The following is a 22,273-nucleotide window of genomic DNA, read 5'->3' as shown; positions in this document are numbered from 1 at the left end:
GCTCGCGCCACTCGTGCACCTAGATCGTCTCCGCGCGGCCGCCTAGATGCTTTGCGAGAAATCGATCAGCCCGGCGATAGAAGTCGAGGCGGTTCTCGGGTTTGACCAGGCCATGGCCTTCGTTCTCGTACAAGGCGTACTCGTAGTCGATGCCGTGCGCTTTCATGGCGGCTACGATCTGCTCCGACTCCGCCCGCTTCACGCGCGGATCGTTCTCACCCTGCGCGATCAGGACGGGAATTCGAATGGCGTCGACCTTGGACAGCGGCGAACGCGACCACAGGAAGTCCTCGTCGTCGCCCACCCGTTTGTGGAACATCGACAGCAGCGGTTTCCAGTACTCGGGAATCGAGGCGATGAGCGTGTTCAGGTTAGACGGGCCGACCATTGATATCGCGCATGTGAAGACATCGGGGGTGAACGTCGCACCGATCAGCGCGGCATATCCCCCGTAGGAGCCACCGTAGATGGCGACACGGTCGCGGTCGATGATCCCATGGGCGACAAGATGTTCGACAGCGTCAAGAAGGTCGTCGTGCATCTTGGCGCCCCATTCGCGATCTCCCGCGTTGAGGAAGTCTTTGCCGTAGCCGCTTGACCCGCGGAAGTTCACGTGTACACACACGTAGCCTCGGTTGGCCAGCCACTGCGCCTCGGGATCAAGCCCCCAGCCGTCGCGGATCCACGGCCCGCCGTGCACCGTGAGAACCGCAGGCAGATCGGCACGCTCGACGCCGGCGGGGAAGGTCAGATAGCCGTGGATTGTCAGCCCGTCGCGCGCCGTGAAACTGAACGGCTCCATCGGCACCAGCGGATGATCGTTGAGCTGTGGCCGGTGGTCGAATAGGAACGTTGCCGTCTTCGCGTCGCGGTCCCAGGTGTAGGACTTGACCGGCCCGCTGTCGTCGTCGAAGGTCACGAGCCATGTCGTGTCGTCCACGCTTCGATCGCTGATCGACATGTCGCCGCTAGTCAAACGTTGTAGCGCTTCGACGTCACCACGAATCGAGTCGTCGAATACCTGATACTCCAGACGATCCCGGTACACCAGCACGGCCTCGACCTCGCGCGTGTCCGGGTTCAACATCGCGCTCGCGATGTCGTACTCCGAATCCTCGGCGATCACCTCGACAGCACCTGTCGCGATGTTCATCTTCACCAGGCGGCCGGTGTTGGCGTCAACGGAGGTCTGCACATACATGCTCTGACCGTCTCTGGTGAAGCCGAGCGGTCCCGTAGTCTCCGCATCTTCGGGTGGGGCCACAAGCAGCGGGCGCCAGTCCGACGCCTCCTCATCACGCACGAGGATCACTGCGCCACCGTCGGGCTGTGGCTGCACAGCGCCGCGAACTTTCAGGTCGGTGTCGATGACCCAACCGAGAAACCCGGGATTCTCTGCGATCTTTTCGAGTTCTCCCGTCGTCAGATCCAGGTGGTATACGTCGTGCAGCTGGGGGTTGTCCTTGTTCAGGCCGACCAGCAGGTCGTTCGGAAATTCCTTGCGGTGGGCGATGATTTGGCATTGCACGTCGTCGAACGGAGTCAGGTCACGCTCGACGCCCGTATCCGGGTCGACGTCGTAGAGGCGGAAGTTCTCGCTGCCGTCCTTGTCCCGCACATACATGATGTGGCGGTTGTCGTACGCCCAGAAATAGCCCTGGATCCCGCGTTCGGTGTCGTGGGTGACCGGCCGCTCGCCACCCACCCCCACCGGGCCGACGAACACGTTCATCACGCCGTCCAGCGGCGCCATGTACGACAGCCGCGTGCCGTCCGGGGAGATCTGCGCTCCCGCCCGCTCCGGATTGCCCAGCAGTAGTTCGAGCGGAATGAGCGTCACTTCTGCCATCGCAGTATCGTCACACCGATTTGGCGAGCAGACGCAAAAACCCCCGAAAGTCGGGCTTTTCGGGGGTTTTCGCGTCTGCTCGGGGGACTAGAGCAGCGACTTCGGCGGGTTGAAGCGGTCGCCGTACCTGGCAGCCAGCTCCTTGGCACGGGCCACGAAGGCTTCCTTGCCGACGCCGCCTGCGCCCTCGTAGCCGACGATGAACTGCGCGCTGCCCCCGGTGTACGGCGGGAACCCGATGCCCATGATCGAGCCGATGTTGGCGTCGGCCGTCGACGTGAGCACGCCCTCGTCGAGACACTTCTGGGTCTCCAGCGCCTCGGCGAACAGCATGCGGTCGATCATGTCCTGGAACGGGATCTCGGTGCTGCCGGACTTGAACGTCTCCGCCAGGCCCGGCCACAGACCGGTGCGCTTACCGTCGACGTAGGAGTAGAAGCCGGCACCCTTGAGGCGGCTGGGCCGCTCGAGCTCGATCATCTTCTCGACGACAGCCTCGGCCGGGTGCGGCGTGTACGTGCCGCCCTCGTCCTCGACACCCTTGCGGGAGGCGACAGCGATCTTGTGCATCAACTCGAGATTGAGCTCGTCGGACAGCTGCAGCGGCGGCGCGGGGTACCCGGCCTGACTGCCTGCCTGCTCGATGCTGGCCGCGGCGACACCCTCGCCCAGCATCGCCAGCGCCTCGTTGACGAACGTGCCGATGACGCGGCTGGTGAAGAAGCCGCGGCTGTCGTTGACCACGATCGGGGTCTTGCCGATGGCCAGCGTGTAGTCGAACACACGGGCCAGCGCTTCGTCAGAAGTCTTCTCGCCCTTGATGATCTCGACGAGCGGCATCTTGTCGACCGGCGAGAAGAAGTGGATACCGATGAAGTCCTCCTGGCGCTTCACACCGGTCGCCAGACCGGTGATCGGCAGCGTGGAGGTGTTGGAGCCGAGCAACGCGTTTGGCTCGACGATGTCCTCGATCTCCTGAAAGACCTTGTGCTTCAACTCGACCGACTCGAACACCGCCTCGATGACGAAGTCGACGCCCTTGAAATCGGCAGCGTCGGCGGTCGGGGTGATGCGCGCCAACAACGCGTCGGAGCGCTCTTGCGTGGTCTTGCCCCGCTCGAGCGCCTTGGCTTCCAACTTCTCGGAGTAACCCTTGCCCTTGTCGGCCGCTTCCTGCGAGACGTCCTTGAGGACGACGTCGAATCCGGCCTTGGCCGAGACGTAGGCGATGCCTGCGCCCATCATGCCCGCGCCGAGCACGCCGATCTTCTTGATCTCCTGCTTGGCGATGCCGTCGGGCCGCGAGCCACCACCGTTGATGTGTTGCAGGTCGAGGAAGAACGCCTGGATCATGTTCTTGGCGGTCTGGCCGGTGACCAGCGACGTGAAGTAGCGGCTCTCGATGCGGCTGGCCGTGTCGAAGTCCACCTGTGCGCCCTCGACGGCCGCGTCCAGGATGGCCCGCGGGGCGGGCATCGGCGCACCCTTGAGCTGCTTTTTCAGCAGCGCCGGGAACGACGGGAGGATGCCCGCCAGACCGGGGCTGGCCGGCGTGCCGCCGGGCATCTTGTAGCCCTTGGCATCCCACGGCTGGGTATGCGCGTCCGGGTTGGCCTTGATCCAGGCCTTGGCGGCGGGTACCAACTCGTCGACCGTCGGCAGCACTTCGTCGACAAGACCGATGTCCTTGGCCTTGCCCGGCTTGAAGCGCGTGCCCTGGCTCAGCACCTCCATGAAAGCCTTCTGGATACCGAACATCCGCACGCTGCGGGCAACACCGCCGCCGCCGGGCAGCAGACCCAGCGTGACCTCGGGGAAGCCGACAACCGCTCCGGGAACGTCGGCGATGATGCGGTGGTGCGTCGCGAGGGTGATCTCCAGCCCACCACCGAGTGCTGCGCCGTTGATCGCCGAGACCACCGGCTTGCCCAGGGTCTCCAGTGCGCGTAGGTCGCGCTTGACGCTTTCGACCGTGCTGAAGGCCTCACCCGCGTCATCCGGGCCGAGCTTGATCATGCCCTTGAGGTCACCGCCCGCGAAGAAGGTCTTCTTGGCGCTGGTGATGACGACACCGGTGATCGAATCCTTCTCCGCGACAAGTCGTTCGACGGCGTTGTGCATCGACTCGGAGTAGTGCTCGTTCATCACGTTCGCCGAACCGGTCGGGTCGTCCAGCGTCAGGGTGACGATGCCGTCGGCATCCTTGTCCCACGCAATGGTGTTCTCTGCCATGGTCTTAAACCCTCTCGATGATGGTGGCCACGCCCATGCCGCCGCCGATGCACAGCGTGACGAGCGCACGCCGCGCATTGCGACGCTCGAGCTCGTCGACCATGGTTCCGGTGATCATGGCGCCGGTGGCGCCCAGCGGGTGGCCCATCGCGATGGCGCCACCGTTGACGTTGAGCTTCTCGTCGGGGATGTTCAGGTCCTTCTGGAACTTCAGCACCACCGAGGCGAACGCCTCGTTCAGCTCGAACAGGTCGATGTCGTCGACGGTCAGCCCGGCGCGGTCCAGCACCTTCTTGGTGGCAGGCGTCGGGCCGGTCAGCATGATGACGGGATCGGCACCGCTGGTGGCCGTGGCCACGACGCGCGCCCGCGGGGTCAGGCCCTGCGACTTGCCGGCTTTCTCGGAGCCGACGAGCACAAGGGCCGCGCCGTCGACGATGCCGGAGCTGTTGCCGCCGGTGTGGACGTGGTTGATCCGCTCGACGTTGTGGTACTTCTGCAGCGCCACGTCGTCGAATCCGCCCATTGCGCCGACGCCGTCGAACGCGGTCTTCAGCTTGCCAAGACCCTCGAGGGTCGTGTCGGCGCGCATGTGCTCGTCATGATCGAGGATGACCAGACCATTCTGGTCGCGCACCGGGACGACGGACTTGGCGAAGTAGCCGCCCGACCACGCCGCGGCCGCCTTCTCCTGGCTGCGCAGCGCGTAGCGGTCGACGTCCTCGCGGGAGAAGCCCTCGATGGTCGCGATCAGGTCGGCGCCGATGCCCTGGGGGACGAAGCCGATGCGGTAGTTGGTCTCGGGGTCGGTTGCCCAGGCGCCGCCGTCGGAGCCCATCGGAACGCGGCTCATCGATTCGACGCCGCCGGCCAGCACCAGATCGTCCCAGCCGGAGCGCACTTTCTGCGCTGCGGTGTTCACGGCCTCGAGCCCCGACGCGCAGAAGCGGTTGAGCTGGAATCCGCCGGTGGTCTCGGGCAGCTTGGCCACCAGCGCCGCCGTGCGGGCGATGTCGCCACCCTGGTCGCCAACGGGCGACACGACGCCGAGGATGAGATCGCTGATCAGGTTCTCGTCCAGGTCGGGAAAGCGGGTGCGCAGCTCGTCGATGAGGCCGACGACCAGGTTGACGGGCTTGACCTCGTTGAGGGCGCCGTTCTTGTTCTTACCGCGAGGCGTGCGAATGGCCTCGTAGATGAAGGCTTCTTCAGACATGAAGATATTTCCTGTTCAGATGGGGTTATGGGATGCCTGCCCACATGGGCGGTTGTCCTCTGCGCGCCAGCCTAACAGCCCCACCCAACCGGGTGGTTGGGAGGTTGGTCACTCCTCCGGCGCGTCACCGGTCAGCTGCGTGATGCGGATTATCGCGAATTCAGCAGGCTTCACCGCCGCCGCGCCGACAAGGCAGACCAGCCGTCCGTTGTCGATGTCTTCCTGAAGTCATTGTGGTGCGATCACAACGCACGAAAAATGCCTCTTCTTGTTTGGTGCCCATCAGTGCCCCGGTCCTCCAAACGGTGATCAGGAAATCTTGGATGGTGGTCCGGATCGAGGCCCACAGCCGCTCATCGTTCGGCTCGAACACCGCCCACTGCGTCCTCGTCTCGATCGATCGCTCAAGGTATGCGAAGAGGCGCCGGACGTTGGCGTATTTCCACTCGGGATCGGGACCCACGCCTCCATCCTGGCCTCGGGGTCAGGCGACGTCCAAGGAATCGAGCTCGTCGAGTGCCGGGTAGTCGATGTAGCCGACGGGCTCGGGCGCGTAGAACGTCGCGACGTCGGGCTCGTTGAGGTCGGCGCCCCGGATCAGGCGATCGATCAGGTCCGGGTTCGCGAGGTAGGCGCGGCCGACCGCGACGGCCCCGACGACGTCCCAGTCGACGAGGTTCTCCAGCTCGCAGAAGTTCGTCTCGACGCCCCGCGGGGTGTTGAGCACGAGCGTGCCGTCCCACAGCGAGCGGACGACGGCGAAAGCGGGCTGCGTCGGCTCGACCACCAGATGCAGATACGCAAGGCAGAGCGGCGCGATGCGGTTCAGCAGCGCCTCGTACGCCGACACCTGGTCGACCTCCCGCATATCGCCCGCGCTGTTTCCCGGGGAGATCCGCAAACCGACACGGCCTGCGCCGATCTCGTCGACGACTGCTTCGACCACTTCGGCCGTCAAGCGGGCACGGTTGTCCGCCGAACCGCCGTAGATGTCGTCGCGGCGATTGGTCACATCAGAGAGGAACTCGTGCAGCAGATAGCCGTTGGCGGAATGGATCTCGACTCCGTCCATCCCGGCGTCGACAGCACGGCGGGCAGCGGCGCGGAAGTCCGCGACGATACCGGGAAGCTCATCCATCCGCAGCGCGCGCGGAATGGGAAGCGGCTTCTTACCTGTCGGCGTGTGCGTGGTCATGTCGGCGGCGATCGCCGACGGCGCGACGGTTTCGCCGCCGCTGATGTCGGGGTGGCCCATCCGGCCGACGTGCCACAACTGCACGAACATGCGACTGCCCTCGGCGTGCACCGCATCGGCGATCTCCGCCCACCGCCGCTGATGCCGATCGGTGAACATGCCAGGTGTGTTCGGGTAGGCGCCGTTGGCTGCCTGCGAAACCGCCGTCGCCTCGCTGACGATCAGACCGGCGGATGCGCGCTGGGCGTAGTAGAGCGCGGCCAACTCCGACGGCGTCGCATCCGACTCTGCGCGTGAACGGGTCAGCGGGGCCATGAACAACCGATTGGCGGTCGAAACCTCGCCGATCATCGTGGGACGCAGCAGTGCCGAATTCTCGTCGAGAGTGAACGCCATGCCCGCCACAGCGTCGCGAGCGGCGGAATCATTCCCCGCCACGTGCTCAGGTGACAGTCAGCGCCGCGCGCATCATTTCCTGATCACCGCCCTGACACGGATCTCGACGTGCATGTCGGGCGCCCCGAGGACCGTCACCCCGGTCTGGGTCCAGATCGGCGACCGATCCCCCATCCGCGCACGGTACTGCTCGGCGAAGACGTCGTTGTGTTCCGCGCCTATGGTGTCGGCGCCGGCAGCGACCTTGTGATAACTGTTCACGTGGACGACGTCACGCCAGGTGGCACCGGCAGCCGCAAGCACCGTCTCGACGTTGTCAAAGGCCTGGACGATTTCGGCCTCGAGGTTCGCGGCGATGTTGATGTCGTCATCCCAGCCGCCCTGGCCGGAGATCTCCACGACGTCTCCGATTCTGACGGCCTGGCTGTAGTGCAGCATCGAATGCAGCTTCGCGCCGGCACCGGGTGTCACGAAGAACTTCACTGGCGTCTCTGATTTGACTTCACTCATGAAGTCAAACGTACATGCAATCACTTCACGCGTAAAGTAATGCGGATGGCGAGGACGGACGAACCGCGCTGGCTCACGCCAAGCGAGAAGGAGGCGTGGACCGGGCTCGTCTCGCTCGTGCTGCTGCTACCGAGGGAGCTCGAGGCGCCGCTGCGTAAAGTCGATCTGACGCTCTTCGAGTACTTGACGCTGAGCCACATCTCCGAGGCGCCAGATCGCCGAATCAGGATGAGCGAGTTGGCATTCCTGGCAAACGGCTCGCTGTCGCGGTTGTCCAACGTCGTCAAGCGGTTCGAGCAGCGCGGCTGGGTGACGCGCTCGCCCGACCCGGACGACGGCAGGTACACGATCGCCTCGCTCACCGACGCGGGCTACCGACTCGTCGTTGAAGCGGCCCCAGTGCATGTGCGAGCCGTCCGGGAACTGGTGCTCGACCCGCTGACCGATGCCGATCAGCGGGCGTTGACGCGCATCGCCTCGAAGTTGCGAGCCGTCCCGCCTGAATTCGCCTGAGAGAGGACCGAGAACATCACGATATTTTGATCGCGATGCGGATCCTCCAACATGTCGCAGGACAGGCTGAGGTGGCCGAGTTCGGGGTGGTCGAGCTGCTTGATCATGTGCGTCTTGGTGACGATCGCGGCGTCATCCCAGAGTGCCGCGAACTCGGCGCTCTCGGCGAGCAACTCGTCGACCAGATCGCGGGTGAGCGGGTCCCGCGGGTAGCGGGCGAGCGTCGCGCGGAGTTGGCCTGCCACCACTCGCGAGAACTCCTCCGCCTCGGTCATGCCGTAGTGCGGCTGCACTCCGGGCGGAGGCAGGAAGTGCCGTCGCGCGACGTTCCGCTCTCTCGGCGCGAGCGCGCCGAAGTCCTCCATCAGGACGACGGCCTCCGCGTTCCACGCCAAGACGTCGAAGCGCGCGCTCAGCACGATCGCGGCGGTCGAGCCCAAGCCCTCGACGAGCTTCGCAACACTCGGCGCGACCTCCATGCTGGGCGCGCTGTCGAGCGGCACGCTGCGTCCCACCAGGTGGAAGAGGTGGCGGCGCTCGTCGGCGCTCAGGCGAAGAGCGTCGGCTATCGCCGCGATCACCTGCTCTGACGGCGCAGCGCCTCGTGCGCGTTCCACGTTGGTGTAGTGCTCGACCGAGATGTGCGCCAGCTCGGCGACCTCGGACCGTCGCAGCCCAGTGGTGCGGCGGCCCTGCGCGCTCAGGCCGAACTCCCGCGGATCACGACCGTCCCGAACCGCGCGCAGGAACCTGCCCGCTGCCTGTCCGTCCATCACTCGATGGTGGCACGCCGGTCACCATGCGACGAGTTCTCCCTGATCGCTAAGGAATTGACCGGTGGGTACCTCGTCCGCGAGTGCCAGCGCGACGATACCCGCGGCACCCTCGGCCGGATCCCCTGCGCCCGGGGTGGGAGCGCCGCGGCTGAGGCCCGTCTTGCGATAGCCCGGGCTGACCGACAGGACCGGAATGCCTTCTACTGCAAGCTCCTTGGCATACATGACCGTGAGCATGTCCAGTGCCGCCTTTGACGCCTGGTAGGCCGCGGCGGCGACGTCGCTGTGCGGCCAATCGGGATCGTTGACCAGTCGGGTCGATCCCAATTCGCTCGACACGTTCAGGATCCGTGGCCGACCCGACGCCCGCAACGAGGGCAGTAGTGCGTTGGTGAGGGCGACGACGCCCGCGACATTGGTGTCGAAGGTCGCCAGCATCTCCGCGCGGCTCGCCTGCGAGGGCGGCAGACCCTCGCCGACGATTGCGGCGTTGTTGACCAACGCGTCGAGCCGTCCGTAGGTGTCGGCGATGTGCTTGGCCGCGGCGGCGATCGTCGCGTCGTCGGTGACGTCGAGCGCGATGGTGTCCACCTCGAGGCCGTCGTCGGTCAATTGGGCCGCGGCGGCGGCACCGCGCGCCGGATCGCGTGAGCCCAGCACTACGCGGGCGCCGGCGCGCGCCAGCTGCTGGGAGACGTGGAAACCGATGCCCGCGTTGCCGCCGGTCACCAGAACGATGGATGAGTCAGTGTTTGTCATGCCTCGAGCACACCGCAGAATCGGCTGCTTCGGGAGGCATGAGATGTACCCCCTCGGCGCGGAATAGGCTTGCGACCCATGACGGTGAAGCGGCTGGCGCCCTATGCGGTCACGATCTTCGCGGAGATGTCAGCACTGGCCGCGCGCATCGGTGCCGTCAACCTCGGCCAGGGGTTCCCCGACGAGGACGGACCGCCCGCGATGCTCAAGGTCGCCGAAAACGCGATCGCCGAGGGCGTCAACCAGTACCCGCCCGGCCTGGGCATCGCGCCACTGCGCGAGGCGATCGCCGCGCAGCGCGAGCGGAACTTCGGAACCGAGTACGACCCCGACACCGAGGTCCTGGTGACGGTCGGCGCCACCGAGGCGATCGCCGCCGCGGTCATGGGTCTGGTGGAACCCGGCTCCGAGGTGTTGTTGATCGAGCCGTTCTACGACTCGTACTCCCCCGTGCTCGCGATGGCAGGGTGTGAGCGGCGGGCAGTGCCGATGATTCAGGACGGGCGCGGCTTCGCAATCGACGTCGACGGCCTGCGCCGCGCCATCACGCCCAAGACCAGGGCGCTGATCGTCAATTCGCCGCACAACCCGACGGGCATGGTCGCCTCGGATGCCGAGCTGCAGGCGCTGGCACGCCTCGCTGTCGACAAGGATCTACTGGTCATCACCGACGAGGTCTACGAGCACCTGGTATTCGACAATCACAAACACCTCCCGCTGGCCAACTACCCCGGCATGGCCGAGCGCACCATCACCATCTCCAGCGCGGCGAAGATGTTCAACGTCACCGGCTGGAAGATCGGTTGGGCATGCGGCCCAGCCGAACTCATCGCGGGGGTGCGCGCAGCCAAGCAGTACCTGACGTACGTCGGCGGGGCGCCGTTTCAGCCGGCGGTGGCCCACGCACTCAACACCGAAGACGCGTGGGTGGCCGCGCTGCGAGATTCGTTGCAGGCCAAGCGCGACAAACTGGGTTCGGCGCTGGCCGACATCGGCTTCGAGGTCCACGACAGCTTCGGCACCTATTTCCTGTGCGCCGACCCGCGCCCATTGGGCTTCGACGACAGCACGCAGTTCTGCACGCAGCTTCCCGAGAAGGCGGGGGTGGCCGCGATCCCGATGTCGGCGTTCTGCGACCCAGAGGGTCCGCATTTCGCGCAGTGGAACCATCTGGTGCGGTTCGCGTTCTGCAAGCGCGACGACACCCTCGACGAGGCGATCCGCCGGTTGTCGTCGATGCGACGTGAGGGGCGCCATCTGTGACGATGGACGGGTGGTACAACCCGGCAGGCCGATAGCGCCGACCCTCCTGGCCCGGATCGACGATCTGTTGGCGGGCGTAGCGGCCGACCTCGAGACCCGATACCCCGGTGACGGCGACGCTCCCCAACCCGTACACACCGTGTATGTCAGCGCCGCCGATGCCACCGTCGACTCCCCGGCACAGTGGGGTGCGGCCGCCGGCGAACTGCTCGACGCCCACATCGACCTCCTTGTGGAACTCGGCGGCGAGGGCCCAGTCGCGGCCGTGCGACGGCGGTTGTCGTCCGCGCCGATCCAGGACCTGCGACTGGATTTCGAAGACGGTTACGGACGCCGGCCCGACGACACCGAAGACAGTGACGCTCGGCGCGCGGGGCATACTCTCGCAGCGCTGGGCACCGATCTGTGCGGTATCCGCATCAAGGGCCTGACCTCCGCCGAACGCAAACGCGCCATCCGCACCCTCGAGCTGGTACTCGACGCCGCCGGACGTGTCCCGTCGGGCTTCGTGTTCACCGTGCCCAAGGTGCGGGCCGCCGAACAGGCCACCGCCGCGGTCTGGCTCTGCGAGGCGCTCGAGCAGGCGCACGGGCTTGCCGACGGCACCCTGCGATTCGAGTTGCAGATCGAGAGCCCGCAGGCGATCCTCGGCGCCGACGGCACCGCCACCATCGCAAAGGCGCTACACCGCAGCGGCGGTCGATGCCTCGGATTGCATTACGGCACTTATGATTACAGTGCCGCATGCGGCATTGCGCCGCAGCAGCAGGCGCTCGATCATCCGGTTGCCGATCATGCGAAGGCCGTCATGCTGGCCGCTGCGGCACAGACCGGCGTGCGGGTGGCCGACGGGTCCACGCAGGTAATGCCCGCGGGCACCGGCGAGCAGGTCCGGTCGGCACTCCGTCGCCACCACCACCTCGTCACCCGGTCGCTGGAACGCGGCTACTACCAGGGCTGGGATATGCATCCAGGACACCTCGTCACCCGGTGGCTGGCCACGATCACGTTCTTCCGGGCGGCGCTCGCGGCGGCCGGACCTCGTCTGCAGGCCTACCTCGACCGCCGCGGCGGCGCGATCGTCGACGAGCCGGCCACGGCGGAGGCGCTGGCGACCGTCGTGCTGCGCGGGCTCGGCGTCGACGCGTTCACCCTCGACGACGTGCTCGCCGTCGCTCCTGGCGCCGACATCACCGTCCTGCGAAAGCTGAAGGAACGCACACTGTCATGAGCGACTCGGCACCGGATTTCACCTGGCTCCCCGACCTGGCGCTGCGTACGGCGGGCGGCGCGGTCGTCTGGGCCAACGACGATTCGTTCGCCGAGAAGGAGAACCTGATCAAGCCGGGGCCGGCGAAGTATCAGCCGGCCACGTTCGGACATCGCGGGCAGATCTATGACGGCTGGGAGACTCGACGCCGCCGCGAACCTGGCTTCGACGAAGCGATCGTGCGTCTCGGCGTGCCAGGGTTGATCCGCGGTGTGGTCATCGACACGGCGTGGTTCAAGGGCAACTTCCCACCGGAGGCATCGCTGGAGGCACTGGAGGTCGACGGTTATCCGACCGCGGAAGAGCTTGCCGCTGAACCGGGTTGGGTCAGCCTCGTCGAACGCGTCAAGATCTACGGCGACAGCCGAAACCCGTTCGAGGTGTTATCCGATCGGCGTTGGACCCACGTGCGGCTACGCATCTACCCCGACGGCGGCGTGGCACGACTGCGCGTCCACGGCGAGGGCAGGCCGGATCGGCGATTCCTCGGCGTCGGCCCCGTCGACCTGGCTGCACTGGAAAACGGCGGGCTGGTGCTTGATTGTTCGAACCGGTTCTACAGCTCGCCGCAGAACCTGATCTTCCCCGGGCTCGCCAAGGTCATGGGCGACGGCTGGGAGACCGCGCGCCGACGCGACGGCGGCAACGACTGGGTGCACTTCCGGCTGGCGGGGCCCGGCCGGGTACGGCTCGTGGAGATCGACACCTCCTACTTCACCGACAACTGCCCCGCAGCGGCAGCACTGAAGGGGCTTGACTCCCAAGGCGAATGGGTGGAACTGCTCCCCCGCACCGCGTTGCTGCCAGACACCCGGCACCGTTTCCTGGTCGATGTCGAGGCGACCGTCTCCGAAGCCCGACTGGATATCTACCCCGACGGCGGCCTGGCCCGGCTACGGATGTTCGGTGATCTGCTGTGATCGATTATCCCCGCGATATGGTCGGCTACGGTGCGCACCCACCCGACCCGCAGTGGCCTGGCGATGCCTTGATTGCCGTCCAGTTCGTGCTCAATTATGAAGAAGGGTCGGAGAACTGCGTCCTCGATGGTGATCCGGGTTCCGAGACATTCCTGTCCGAAATCACCCCCGCCGAGCCGTACGGCAATCGGCACATGAGTATGGAGTCGCTCTACGAGTACGGCTCGCGCGCCGGGTTGTGGCGGGTGTTGAGGATTTTCGAGGATCGGGGGCTGCGGCTGACGATCTTCGCGGTGGCCCGCGCCATGCAGCGCAACCCCGAAGCTGTCGCTGCCTTCCTCGAACTCGGCCATGAGATCGCCTGTCACGGGCTGCGGTGGAAGTCCTACCAGCTGATCGGCGAGGACACCGAGAGGGCGCACATGGCCGAAGCGGTCGCCATCCTGACCGACCTCACCGGCACCCATCCGCTCGGCTGGTACACCGGCCGCGACTCGCCGCACACCCGCGACCTGGTCGTCGAGCACGGCGGCTTCAGCTACGACTCCGACTCCTACGCCGACGACCTGCCCTATTGGGTGCAGGTACGCGATAGGGACCACCTCGTGGTGCCCTACTCGTTGGACACCAACGACATGCGCTTCGCATCCCCGGCGGGATTCGCCAACGGCGACGAGTTCTTTGCGCACCTCCGCGACGCGTTCGATGTGCTCTACGCCGAAGGTGTTGCGGGCCAACCGAAGATGCTGTCGGTCGGCCTGCACTGCCGTATCGTCGGACGCCCCGCGCGCTCTAAGTCACTCGAACGTTTCCTCGACCATGTGCAGTCGCACGACCGGGTATGGGTGGCGCGGCGCATCGAGATCGCCGAGCACTGGCGCGCTACTCACCCGCCGAAGGTGTAATCCTTCGGTAGCGGTGCGGCGAACTCGCCGCGCTTCGAGGTACCCAGGCCCATGGCGACCAGCGACTGCACGGTCAACGTCGCGGCCGTGACACCGTCGACCACGGGCACGCCCAATTCGGCAGAGATCGGCGCGCACATGTCGGCCATTCCCGCACATCCGAGCACCACGACGTCGGACCCGTCGGATTCGACCGCGTCCCGGCACGCCTCGGTGATGATCTTGCGGGCGTCGGGATCGGTGTCGAGATCGAGCACCGCAATCTCGCACGCGTGGATGCCCCGGCAGAACCGTTGCATTCCATAGTGTCCGGCGAGATCGGCGGCGCGCCCCAAGGTGCGGGCCAGCGTGGTCACCACGCTGAACCCTCGGCCGAGGTGACTTGCGGCGTGCATGGCCGCCTCCGCGATGCCGATGACCGGACCTCGTGCGATCTCCCGGGCGGCATCCAGGCCAGGATCACCAAAGCAGGCGATCACGTACCCGTCGACACCCTGCTGCTCGCCGCGCTCGATCGCCCGCAGGAGCCCGGGCACACTCATCGCCTCGTCGTAGTGACTCTCGATCGACGGCGGGCCGCATTCGGAGGTCACACCGGTGACCGAGGTGCCGGGTGCGACGACGGCGCGCGCACACTGCTCGATCGTGGCCGTCATCGCCTCGGTGGTGTTGGGGTTGATGGCCCAGATCTGTGTCACGACACCGATTCTGCAACCAATGCGTCCCGCCGCGCCACCAGGTAGTAGAGCACGAACGCCACCCCGCACCCGATGAACCAGCTGTACTGCGCCGCGGTGTGCATACCCGTCACCGAACCACCCAGCAGAACCGGGATCATGGCCAGCACCGCGCCGACGACGGTGGCGAGTACAGCGACTCTGTTGAAGCCCTTGGTGTACCAGTACTTTCCGCCCTCGTCCATGGTGAAGAGGTCATCGACGACCACCTTCTGCTTGCGCACCAGGTAGTAGTCGGCGATCAGCACGCCGAACAACGGACCGATGAACGCACCGAGGGTTTCCAGCGTGTAGTGGATGACCTCGGGATTGTTATAGAGGTTCCACGGTGTGATCAGCACTGAACCGACGGCGGCGATCATGCCGCCCGCACGCCAACTGATCCGTTGCGGGCTCACGTTGGAGAAGTCGAATGCCGGGCTGATGAAGTTGGCCACGATGTTGATGCCGATGGTAGCGATGGTGAATGTCAAGGCCCCCAACACGATTGCGAATGTGCTGTCGATGCGGGCCACCGTCTGGACCGGGTCGGTGATCAGTTCGCCGAACACGGGCAGGGTCAGCGATGCGGTGACGACCACCAGGACCGAGAACACCAGGAAGTTGACCGGAAGGCCGAGGAAGTTGCCGCGTTTCACCGCCTCGAACGACTTGCCGTACCGGGAGAAGTCACCGAAGTTGAGCATCGGCCCGGAGAAATAGGACACCACCAGTGCGATGGCGCCGAGCATCACCGGCAGGGACGACCATCCGGTATAGGTGACATCGCCCAGGTTGAGGTCGATTGCACCCCATCCCGCTTTGACTATCAGATAGCCACACAGGATGAACATCACGACGTAGACGGCGGGCCCGCAGAAGTCGATGAACTTGCGAATCGACTCCATACCGCGCCAGAACACGCAGGCCTGCAGTACCCACAACAGCAGGAAGCTGGACCAGCCGAGCAGCGAGAGGCCGGCGAACCCGTAGTTCTCGACCTCCGCATACGGCATGAGCCCCGGAAACAGCTTGAGCAGCACGATATCCAGGGCCGCCGACGCCAGGTAGGTCTGAATGCCGTACCACGCCACGGCGATCAGGCCGCGAATGATTGCCGGGATATTGGCGCCAAGGACGCCGAACACTGACCGGCAGATCACCGGATAGGGCACGCCCGCGACCTGGCTGGGCTTGGCGACCAGGTTGCAGAAGAAGTACACGATCGTGATACCGACCAGCAGCGCCACTAGGACCTGCCAACTGGCAAGGCCGAGGGCGAACAGGCTGCCCGCCGTCACGTAGCCGCCGACGCTGTGGACGTCGGACATCCAGAACGCGAAGATGTTGTAGGAGGTCCACGTCTGCTTGCCGAGAGGCGCGAGGTCCTCGTTCGTCAGGCGTGGGTCGTAGCCCGGTTTGATGACGCCGCCGCCGACCGGGTGGCCGGATGCTTCGACGAGATCACCCGCGCCGATAACCGCGCCCGGCGGCAGGTCCTTCGAAGTCTGTGGTGTGTCGAGGTCGGTCATGCGCGGACGCTATCCACGACGTATTGCACAGGTATTTCCTGCGAACTACCTGGCTATTGCGCAGAAGATATATTCGGCGAGACCAGCAGGCCCGTGTCGGTCGGCAGAGTGGCGATCACGGAGTTGAGTCGCTGCGCATGCAATTCGGCTGTGGTGAGCAATTTCTCGACGTCGCCGGCGAGGAACAGCTCGACCATCCGGTCATGGTCGGTGTGCAGTGCCGTCCGCTCATCCGGCGTGACGTGGACCATCGACTGCACGGGTTCAGTGACGTTCCAGGCGGACTCGAGCATGTGCAGCAGCCGGTATATGCGTGACGGGCGAGTCAGCGCGAGATGAAACTGCCGGCTCTGCCGGTGGTAGGTGACTGGATCGTCGTCGTGAATGGCCCGTTGCAGAACGTCGTGAACGGCCACGACGGCGGCGCGGTCCTCGTCGGACGCGTTGGCCACCGATGCGGCCAGCGCCGCCGCCTCCAAAGTCTCACGCACGATGTACATCTCGCGCAGTTCCTGCGGGGTCAGCTGGGCGACCGCGTAGCCGAAGTTACTTCGGTGAGCGACGAGTCCCTCGCCGATCAACGTCTTCAACGCCTCTCGCACCGGGATCTGACTCACGCCGAACAGGTCGGCGACCTCAGCGAGTGGAATCGGCGTGCCGGGCAGGACGGCGCCGTCGAGGATCACGCGGCGCAACTCGTCGAGGATCGCCTGTTGTGACCGGCCCGGGGTGTCGACGGTCAACCGGTCGACCAGTACCGAATGGCGCCGCATCCGATCACGGTAGGCAGTGCTTATTGCGTCGATGTTGCGTGCGGCAGGGTTAGACGGCGCCGCCGGTCGTCACGCGCTTGCGCAGACATTCGGTGGCGACGTCGAGCACCATCTTCTTCGCCCGCCGGATGAGGAACGCGGGAACCGGCGCCGCCAGATCGAGAATGATGTCGAAACGAACCCGCGTCCGGTCCTCGCCCACCGGAGTGAGGTTGTACTCGACGTGCTGACCTCGCTGCTGCACGGTTTCGGTCGCGTCCCAGACCATCCAGTCGTCGCCCCAGTGGTACTCGAGGAGTTCCTTCTCGGTGATGCCCATGATCCGAAACGTCGCCTTGACGTGGTGCGGCCTGCCGTCCGGATAGCGATCCAGGACTTCGGTGTGTTTGTGCACCGGCGACCACGACGGGACGTCTTCGACGTCGGCCAGCGCCTCCATGATCGCCTCGCGCGGTGCCTCGAACACCACCTCTCTGGATGCGCGAACAGTCATAGTGGCAAATCATAGCTACCTTGTGTGCCTTATGTAATGGAATTTGCAGCAAATTTTACTACCAGCCGATCCCATCGAGGGGCGTGGCGGCCTGCGGCGGCATTCCCACCGGACCTGCCGGGGTTCGGGAAAAGCGCGGTGCCGGAGCCGCCTGCTCGACGCCGTGGGCCGTCAACACCGTCGAGCGCGCCAGCAGGTGCTCGTTGCGGGCCGCTTCTGTCCAGGTGAGCACGGGTGTGACACATGCGTCGGTGCCCGCGAAGACGGCGGTCCATTCGTCGCGGGTCTTGCTCGCGAACCGATCGGTGAAGATCCTGCGCATCTCGGGGTAGGCCCCCGTATCGAACTGGTTGGGCACCTCATCGGGCGACAACCCGAGGCCTTCGAGCAGATGCGCGAAGAACTGCGGCTCGATGGAACCGACGGCCAGGTAGCCGCCGTCGGCGGTTTCGTAGGTGCGATAGAACGGTGCGCCGCCGTCGAGCATGAACGATTCGCGCTCGTCTTTCAGTGTGCCCCCGGCTTTTATCGTCCACATCATCTGGGCCAGGATGCTGACGCCGTCGACCATCGCGGCATCGATGACCTGACCCTGGCCTGATCGCTCGCGTTCGTAGAGCGCGGTGACGATGCCCAGCAGCACGAGCATCGACCCGCCCCCGAAGTCGGCCACCAGATTCAACGGTGCGACCGGCGGCCGGTCACGAAACCCGATGGCGCTCAGTGCTCCGGTTTGCGACAGGTAGTTGATGTCGTGGCCCGCGGTCATCGCCAGTGGGCCATCCTGGCCCCAGCCGGTGATCCGCGCGAAGATCAGTCGCAGGTTGACGGCAGCGCAGTCGTCCGGCCCGATGCCGAGACGTTCGCAGGTGCCGGGGCGGAAGCAGTCGAGCAGCACGTCGGCCTTGGCAGCGAGGTCGAGCAGCGCCTGCGGATCCTTCTTGACGTCGAGGTCGACCGTCCGCTTTCCGCGGTGCATCAGGTCGATGTTCTCCGCAGGCATCTGAAGTCCGCCGGGACGTCGCACCCGAACGACGTCGGCACCGAGATCGGCGAGCACCATCCCGGCGTGTGGTCCCGGCCCGATACCGCCGAGTTCAATGACCTTCACCCCGGCCAGGGGACCCGTGTTCGTCACGGGTGGACGGTAGCTCAGCCGCCCTTTTTCACCTTGAGTACCTGCTTGCGCAGGCCATCGGTGGCGGTTTCCATCGCACCCTTCATCGCCCGCTTCAGCACGAACCCGGGCATCGGCACCGACAGGTCGATGGTGATGTCGAACTTGACCTTGGTCTTGTCCCCGTCAGGCGTCAACGTGTACGACGCGTCCTGCGCCTTCAGCTGACCCGCGGAGATCAGGGTCCAGCTCGCCTTGTTGTCTGTCCAGGTGTACTCGACGACCTGTTCGTCGGAGATTCCTGCCGACTTCACCTTCATTTTGACCCGCCGCGGCCTGCCGTCGTCGTATGACTCAAGGATCTCGGCGCTCTGATACTGCGACGACCAATCTGGTGTCGACTCGACGTCGGCGATGACGTCGAGGATCTCCTCGGCGCTTGCTTCGATCACGACCTCGCGGGAATCGCTGGTAGCCATGGCGTGACCATAGCCGGATACGGTTGACCACATGGAACTTTGGGAGCTTTCTGCGCGCGAACGCATCCGCGACAGCCTGGCCCGCTACAACTGGTCCGGCGACGCGATGCGACTGCCCGAGCTCGCCGAATCCTTCTGCGAAGACGGCGAGCTCGAGCTTCGGGGCGGTGTGCCGGTTCGGGGCCGAGCGGCCATCGTCGAGTTCCTCGGTGGCGCAGTCGCTTCACCGAATGCGGTGGCCCGGGAATCGGGCATGCGGCGCATCGTTCGCCACAACGTGACGAACATCCGGTTCACCGAGATGACGTCCCAGCGGGCGCGGGTCGCCTGCTACTTCACCGTGTTCACCGAGGTCGGACTCGACCACTACGGCCGCTACCGGGACCTCTTCGTGCCAGTCGGCGAGCACTGGCTGATACAGCACCGTTTCGTCTCGACCGACTGGCACGCACCGGATTCGACGATGGCCGGTTAGGCCGAACTCGGTAGGCTCACCAACTATGAGTGATGCCGTCGATCCGACCGTCCCGCCGAGCGGCACCGGGTGTGTGGAGTGCGATGAGCACGGCGGGTGGTGGGTACACCTTCGCCGTTGCGCCGCGTGCGGCCACATCGGTTGCTGTGACGACTCACTGGCCCGCCACGCTTCGGCGCACTGGCGCACTACCGGGCATCCCATCATCAGGTCCTTCGAACCGGGCGAGGACTGGTTCTGGAACTACGACACCGACCAGTATTACGACGGGCCCCAACTGGCGGCGCCCGAGTGCCATCCCGAGGACCAGCCCGCTCCCGGGCCGGCGGATCGAGTCCCCGCGGACTGGATGACTCAGCTTCAGAGTCGGTCCGACTGAGTTTGGGTATCCGGCGGGCATGAGCAAAACGAACCCCGAAAAGCCCGACACCGCCGAAACCGACTCCGGCCCCACCGGTGCGGACGACGATGTTGAGAGCGACCCGGCCAAGGGTGCCGATGAGGCTGCCGACTGGTCGGATGAAGGCGGCGCGACGCCCAGCGGACCTGCCGCCGAGGACTAGAGCGCTCGACCCAGCATCGTGACCGTGCGGATTTCTCCGCCTATGTGGCGTGTTGCGCCCGAAACCGCACAGTCGCCAGCCGGACGTCCTACTTCGCGTCGGCCAGCGCCTGCTTGGCAGCGTTGTAGCCGGGTACGAATGTGATGCCGGGTCCGCCGTGGCAGCCAGCACTGGCGAGGTAGAGGCCGTCGATCGGGATCGGTTGATCGACATAGCCTTTCGGCCCGGGTCGGTTCGGCCCAATCTGGTCGGGGTGGATCAGCCCGTGGCAGTAGTCGCCGCCAGGCGCACCGAACATGGTGCCCATGTGCTTGGGAGTGAAGGTGGTGTGCTTGAGGATCAGGCGCTCGAAATTCGGCGCCAGCCGGGTGATCTTGTCGATCACCCGCTGCCCCATGTCGGCCTTCATCTCCCCGTAGCTCGACTCCGACTCCTCGATCGGGAACCACAACGAGAACGCCGACGCCGCGTGCTTGCCCTCGGGCGCCAGACCCGGATCGTTCACCGACGGTATCTGCAACGCAATGGACGGATCGGCCGGCACGATTCCGCGCCTGCAGTCCTCCCACTGCTGTTGCAATTCCTCAGGAGTGGAGAAGATTCCAATGTTCGACTGCATCACCGGATCGTTGAGCAGTTCGTAGGGTGCGGCGAATTCCGGTATGCCGTCGAGCGCGAAGTGCATCTGCAGATAGCTGCCGCGGTGGTCCTGGCCCGAGAAGCGTTCCCGAACGTCGGCGGGCAGCGCGGAAGGGTCGACCATTCCGTTCACGGTGAGGTCCGGCGCGATGCCGGAGATGACGATGGGCGCGGTGATGATCGAGCCGTCCTCCAGCCGAACCCCGCTCACCCTGCCGTCAGCGACCTGGATCTCCTCGACCTTTGAGCGCAACCGCAGTTCGCCGCCCGCTGAGGTGAACAGGTCAGACAGGTGTGACGTCAACGCGCCGATGCCACCCTGCAGTTTCTTGACCAACAAGGCATTCTCGTCGGGGACAGCGAACCCGTAGGCCAGCGCCGCCGCGGTGCCCGGTGTCGCAGGTCCGCGGTAGGTGGTGTTGCAGGCGAGCAGCGAGAGCATGCCTCGCAACGCGCCGTGCTTCTCCCTGTCTGGCAGGTAGCGATCGATCACATCGGTGACCGATCCGAAAAGGAGATCCGTGATGGTCGAGCGTTCGAATTCGTTTGTCGCACAGGCGTACATCTCGTCAAGCGTCTTGGGCGGCTGGCCGGCCTCGAATCGGCCCAGGGCACGCGTCGGCGCCTGGCACCACGCCAGCAGACCGGCCATCCCGTTGACAGCCTCGGCGCCGTGCACCTCGTTGATATGCGTCATCAGCTTCATCGGGTCGGTGTAGTAGACGAGCGGCTCGTCGCCGACGCCGCGCAGCGACACCGACATCACATCGAGGTCGACGGTCGGCAGTTCGTCGAGTCCGAGTTCGCGGCTGACCACGGCCGAGGTCGGAATCTGCACCGAACCCGCGATCTCGAAATGGAACCCGTCGAACAACTCGACGGTGGAGGCCATGCCGCCCGCATAGAGCTTGAAATCCAGGCAGAGCGTGCGCAGCCCAGCCTTCTGGAGCAGTGCGGCCGCGGTCAATCCGTTGTGACCCGCGCCGACGACGATCGCATCAAAGTCAGCCATGCGCTGAGGCTGGCACGCACTCCACGTTTTGTCAATATTGACAAAACTTTCAGCCAATCCCCTTCGCCAAGGTGTCGAGTGCCGCCCGGGTCAGCCTCGACAGCTCGGGCAGCGAGCGTTCCTGGCTCAGCATCCAGACCTCCATCGCACCGAAGACCGCCGCCGCGATGCACCGCGCAGTGACGGCGATCTGCATGCGTTCGTCGGTGCCGGGCTCCGGCGGGTTCTCCTCGCCGAGGCGGCTCTCGATCACCGCGGCGAAGTCGGCCTCGACCTGCCGCATGTGCCGCACGATCCGGTCGGGTTCGATCTCCTCGGCACGAAGGGAGGCGGTCTGCGCGACGGCCCAATCGTCGTACGGCCGAGCCATCATCGCCGAGTGCACCGAGTCGAGGATCGACTCATCGGGAGTGCGCGCCGCCAATGCCGTCCTGAACCACTGCAGACCCGCGTAGTCAGCGAACAGCAGATCGTCTTTGGACGCGAAGTGCCGGTAGAACGTCCGTAGCGATACCCCGGCGTCGGCCGCGATCTGCTCAGCCGACGTGTCCTCGACCCCTTGCGCGAGGAACCGCACCACCGCCGCCTGCCGCAGCGCCTCACGGGTGCGCTCGCTTCGTGCCGTTTGCGCGGGACGGACCATGGGGAGAAAGTACCGCACAAGTTATGT

Annotated in this window: 24 protein-coding genes; 8 read left to right on the top strand and 16 right to left on the bottom strand. The window is 65.6% G+C overall.

The window, feature by feature from the left end:
* Positions 1-19: 19 nt before the first annotated feature.
* The 6 genes from CSQ99_RS07755 to CSQ99_RS07730 all read right to left on the bottom strand — a co-directional run bounded on the left by CSQ99_RS07755 (position 20) and on the right by CSQ99_RS07730 (position 7,398).
* Positions 20-1,849: a S9 family peptidase gene (locus CSQ99_RS07755; protein ID WP_099038466.1), complete on the bottom strand. Its 1,830-nt coding sequence runs from the start codon at positions 1,847-1,849 to the stop codon at positions 20-22.
* Positions 1,850-1,936: 87 nt separating this feature from the next.
* Positions 1,937-4,081: a 3-hydroxyacyl-CoA dehydrogenase NAD-binding domain-containing protein gene (locus CSQ99_RS07750; RefSeq protein ID WP_099038465.1), complete on the bottom strand. Its 2,145-nt coding sequence runs from the start codon at positions 4,079-4,081 to the stop codon at positions 1,937-1,939.
* Between the two features lie 4 nt (positions 4,082-4,085).
* Entirely contained in the window at positions 4,086-5,297 is a 1,212-nt protein-coding gene (locus tag CSQ99_RS07745; protein ID WP_099038464.1) for an acetyl-CoA C-acetyltransferase, read from the bottom strand.
* Positions 5,298-5,457: 160 nt separating this feature from the next.
* The gene (locus CSQ99_RS07740) at positions 5,458-5,760 is read right to left on the bottom strand and encodes a phage tail sheath C-terminal domain-containing protein (protein ID WP_218014582.1); all 303 of its coding nucleotides are present in this window, start codon (positions 5,758-5,760) and stop codon (positions 5,458-5,460) included.
* 21 nt (positions 5,761-5,781) lie between these two features.
* Positions 5,782-6,888 (bottom strand): alkene reductase, encoded by a 1,107-nt coding sequence (locus tag CSQ99_RS07735; protein WP_099038463.1) that lies wholly within the window; start codon positions 6,886-6,888, stop codon positions 5,782-5,784.
* Between the two features lie 72 nt (positions 6,889-6,960).
* Complete coding sequence (locus CSQ99_RS07730) at positions 6,961-7,398, bottom strand: Rid family hydrolase (RefSeq protein ID WP_099038462.1); 438 nt, start codon at positions 7,396-7,398, stop codon at positions 6,961-6,963.
* Positions 7,399-7,443: 45 nt separating this feature from the next.
* Here CSQ99_RS07730 and CSQ99_RS07725 point away from each other — a divergent pair, with 45 nt between their 5' ends.
* A complete protein-coding gene (locus tag CSQ99_RS07725; protein ID WP_099038495.1) occupies positions 7,444-7,911 on the top strand; it encodes a MarR family winged helix-turn-helix transcriptional regulator in 468 nt (155 codons plus the stop codon).
* On the opposite strand, the gene CSQ99_RS07720 is transcribed toward CSQ99_RS07725, so the two are convergent.
* On the bottom strand, positions 7,851-8,684 hold the full coding sequence (locus CSQ99_RS07720; RefSeq protein WP_099038461.1) for a helix-turn-helix transcriptional regulator: 834 nt from the start codon (positions 8,682-8,684) through the stop codon (positions 7,851-7,853). The genes CSQ99_RS07725 and CSQ99_RS07720 overlap by 61 nt on opposite strands.
* A 21-nt stretch (positions 8,685-8,705) precedes the next feature.
* Positions 8,706-9,446, bottom strand: coding sequence for an SDR family NAD(P)-dependent oxidoreductase (locus CSQ99_RS07715; protein ID WP_099038460.1), 741 nt, complete (start codon positions 9,444-9,446; stop codon positions 8,706-8,708).
* 78 nt (positions 9,447-9,524) lie between these two features.
* Here CSQ99_RS07715 and CSQ99_RS07710 point away from each other — a divergent pair, with 78 nt between their 5' ends.
* From CSQ99_RS07710 to puuE, 4 genes are read left to right on the top strand one after another with little or no spacing between them, the layout of a single operon-like run.
* Entirely contained in the window at positions 9,525-10,709 is a 1,185-nt protein-coding gene (locus CSQ99_RS07710) for a pyridoxal phosphate-dependent aminotransferase (protein ID WP_099038459.1), read from the top strand.
* A 10-nt stretch (positions 10,710-10,719) separates the two neighbouring features.
* On the top strand, positions 10,720-11,940 hold the full coding sequence (locus tag CSQ99_RS07705) for a DUF6986 family protein (protein WP_245908785.1): 1,221 nt from the start codon (positions 10,720-10,722) through the stop codon (positions 11,938-11,940).
* Positions 11,937-12,899 carry an allantoicase gene (gene alc / locus CSQ99_RS07700; RefSeq protein WP_099038457.1) on the top strand — a complete coding sequence of 321 codons (963 nt, stop codon included), beginning with the start codon at positions 11,937-11,939 and terminating at the stop codon, positions 12,897-12,899. Before CSQ99_RS07705 ends, alc begins: the two co-directional genes overlap by 4 nt.
* Positions 12,899-13,804 carry an allantoinase PuuE gene (gene puuE / locus CSQ99_RS07695; protein WP_099038494.1) on the top strand — a complete coding sequence of 302 codons (906 nt, stop codon included), beginning with the start codon at positions 12,899-12,901 and terminating at the stop codon, positions 13,802-13,804. Before alc ends, puuE begins: the two co-directional genes overlap by 1 nt.
* Here puuE and CSQ99_RS07690 read toward each other — a convergent pair.
* From CSQ99_RS07690 to CSQ99_RS07665, 6 genes are read right to left on the bottom strand one after another with little or no spacing between them, the layout of a single operon-like run.
* Positions 13,786-14,460 (bottom strand): aspartate/glutamate racemase family protein, encoded by a 675-nt coding sequence (locus tag CSQ99_RS07690; protein ID WP_176560925.1) that lies wholly within the window; start codon positions 14,458-14,460, stop codon positions 13,786-13,788. The genes puuE and CSQ99_RS07690 overlap by 19 nt on opposite strands.
* 38 nt (positions 14,461-14,498) lie before the next feature.
* Positions 14,499-16,052 (bottom strand): NCS1 family nucleobase:cation symporter-1, encoded by a 1,554-nt coding sequence (locus CSQ99_RS07685; protein ID WP_099038455.1) that lies wholly within the window; start codon positions 16,050-16,052, stop codon positions 14,499-14,501.
* 53 nt (positions 16,053-16,105) lie between these two features.
* A complete protein-coding gene (locus CSQ99_RS07680) occupies positions 16,106-16,825 on the bottom strand; it encodes a GntR family transcriptional regulator (protein WP_099038454.1) in 720 nt (239 codons plus the stop codon).
* A gap of 49 nt (positions 16,826-16,874) precedes the next feature.
* Positions 16,875-17,318, bottom strand: a complete 444-nt coding sequence (locus CSQ99_RS07675; RefSeq protein ID WP_099038453.1) for an SRPBCC family protein — start codon at positions 17,316-17,318, stop codon at positions 16,875-16,877.
* A 58-nt stretch (positions 17,319-17,376) separates the two neighbouring features.
* A complete protein-coding gene (locus CSQ99_RS07670) occupies positions 17,377-18,456 on the bottom strand; it encodes a CaiB/BaiF CoA transferase family protein (protein WP_099038452.1) in 1,080 nt (359 codons plus the stop codon).
* Between the two features lie 14 nt (positions 18,457-18,470).
* Entirely contained in the window at positions 18,471-18,914 is a 444-nt protein-coding gene (locus CSQ99_RS07665) for an SRPBCC family protein (RefSeq protein WP_099038451.1), read from the bottom strand.
* 31 nt (positions 18,915-18,945) lie between these two features.
* Between CSQ99_RS07665 and CSQ99_RS07660 the strand changes: the two genes are divergently transcribed.
* Genes CSQ99_RS07660 through CSQ99_RS30920 form a run of 3 tightly spaced genes read left to right on the top strand, consistent with a single transcriptional unit; the run spans position 18,946 to position 19,952 of the window.
* The gene (locus CSQ99_RS07660) at positions 18,946-19,389 is read left to right on the top strand and encodes a nuclear transport factor 2 family protein (protein ID WP_099038450.1); all 444 of its coding nucleotides are present in this window, start codon (positions 18,946-18,948) and stop codon (positions 19,387-19,389) included.
* Between the two features lie 25 nt (positions 19,390-19,414).
* The gene (locus CSQ99_RS07655; RefSeq protein WP_099038449.1) at positions 19,415-19,768 is read left to right on the top strand and encodes a UBP-type zinc finger domain-containing protein; all 354 of its coding nucleotides are present in this window, start codon (positions 19,415-19,417) and stop codon (positions 19,766-19,768) included.
* Positions 19,769-19,787: 19 nt separating this feature from the next.
* Positions 19,788-19,952, top strand: coding sequence for a hypothetical protein (locus CSQ99_RS30920; protein WP_176560918.1), 165 nt, complete (start codon positions 19,788-19,790; stop codon positions 19,950-19,952).
* Positions 19,953-20,040: 88 nt separating this feature from the next.
* Here the strand turns inward: CSQ99_RS30920 and CSQ99_RS07650 are convergent, their stop codons facing one another.
* Together CSQ99_RS07650 and CSQ99_RS07645 are read right to left on the bottom strand one after the other, a co-directional pair.
* Positions 20,041-21,603, bottom strand: coding sequence for a phytoene desaturase family protein (locus tag CSQ99_RS07650; RefSeq protein ID WP_099038448.1), 1,563 nt, complete (start codon positions 21,601-21,603; stop codon positions 20,041-20,043).
* Between the two features lie 49 nt (positions 21,604-21,652).
* A complete protein-coding gene (locus tag CSQ99_RS07645; RefSeq protein WP_099038447.1) occupies positions 21,653-22,246 on the bottom strand; it encodes a TetR/AcrR family transcriptional regulator in 594 nt (197 codons plus the stop codon).
* Positions 22,247-22,273 lie beyond the last annotated feature (27 nt).

The sequence above is a fragment of the Mycobacterium neglectum genome (genome assembly GCF_002591975.1).
GTDB classification, from domain to species: Bacteria; Actinomycetota; Actinomycetes; order Mycobacteriales; family Mycobacteriaceae; genus Mycobacterium; species Mycobacterium neglectum.
The sequence above is the reverse complement of the archived record's forward strand: the minus strand, read 5'-3'. Positions and strand labels throughout refer to the sequence as shown.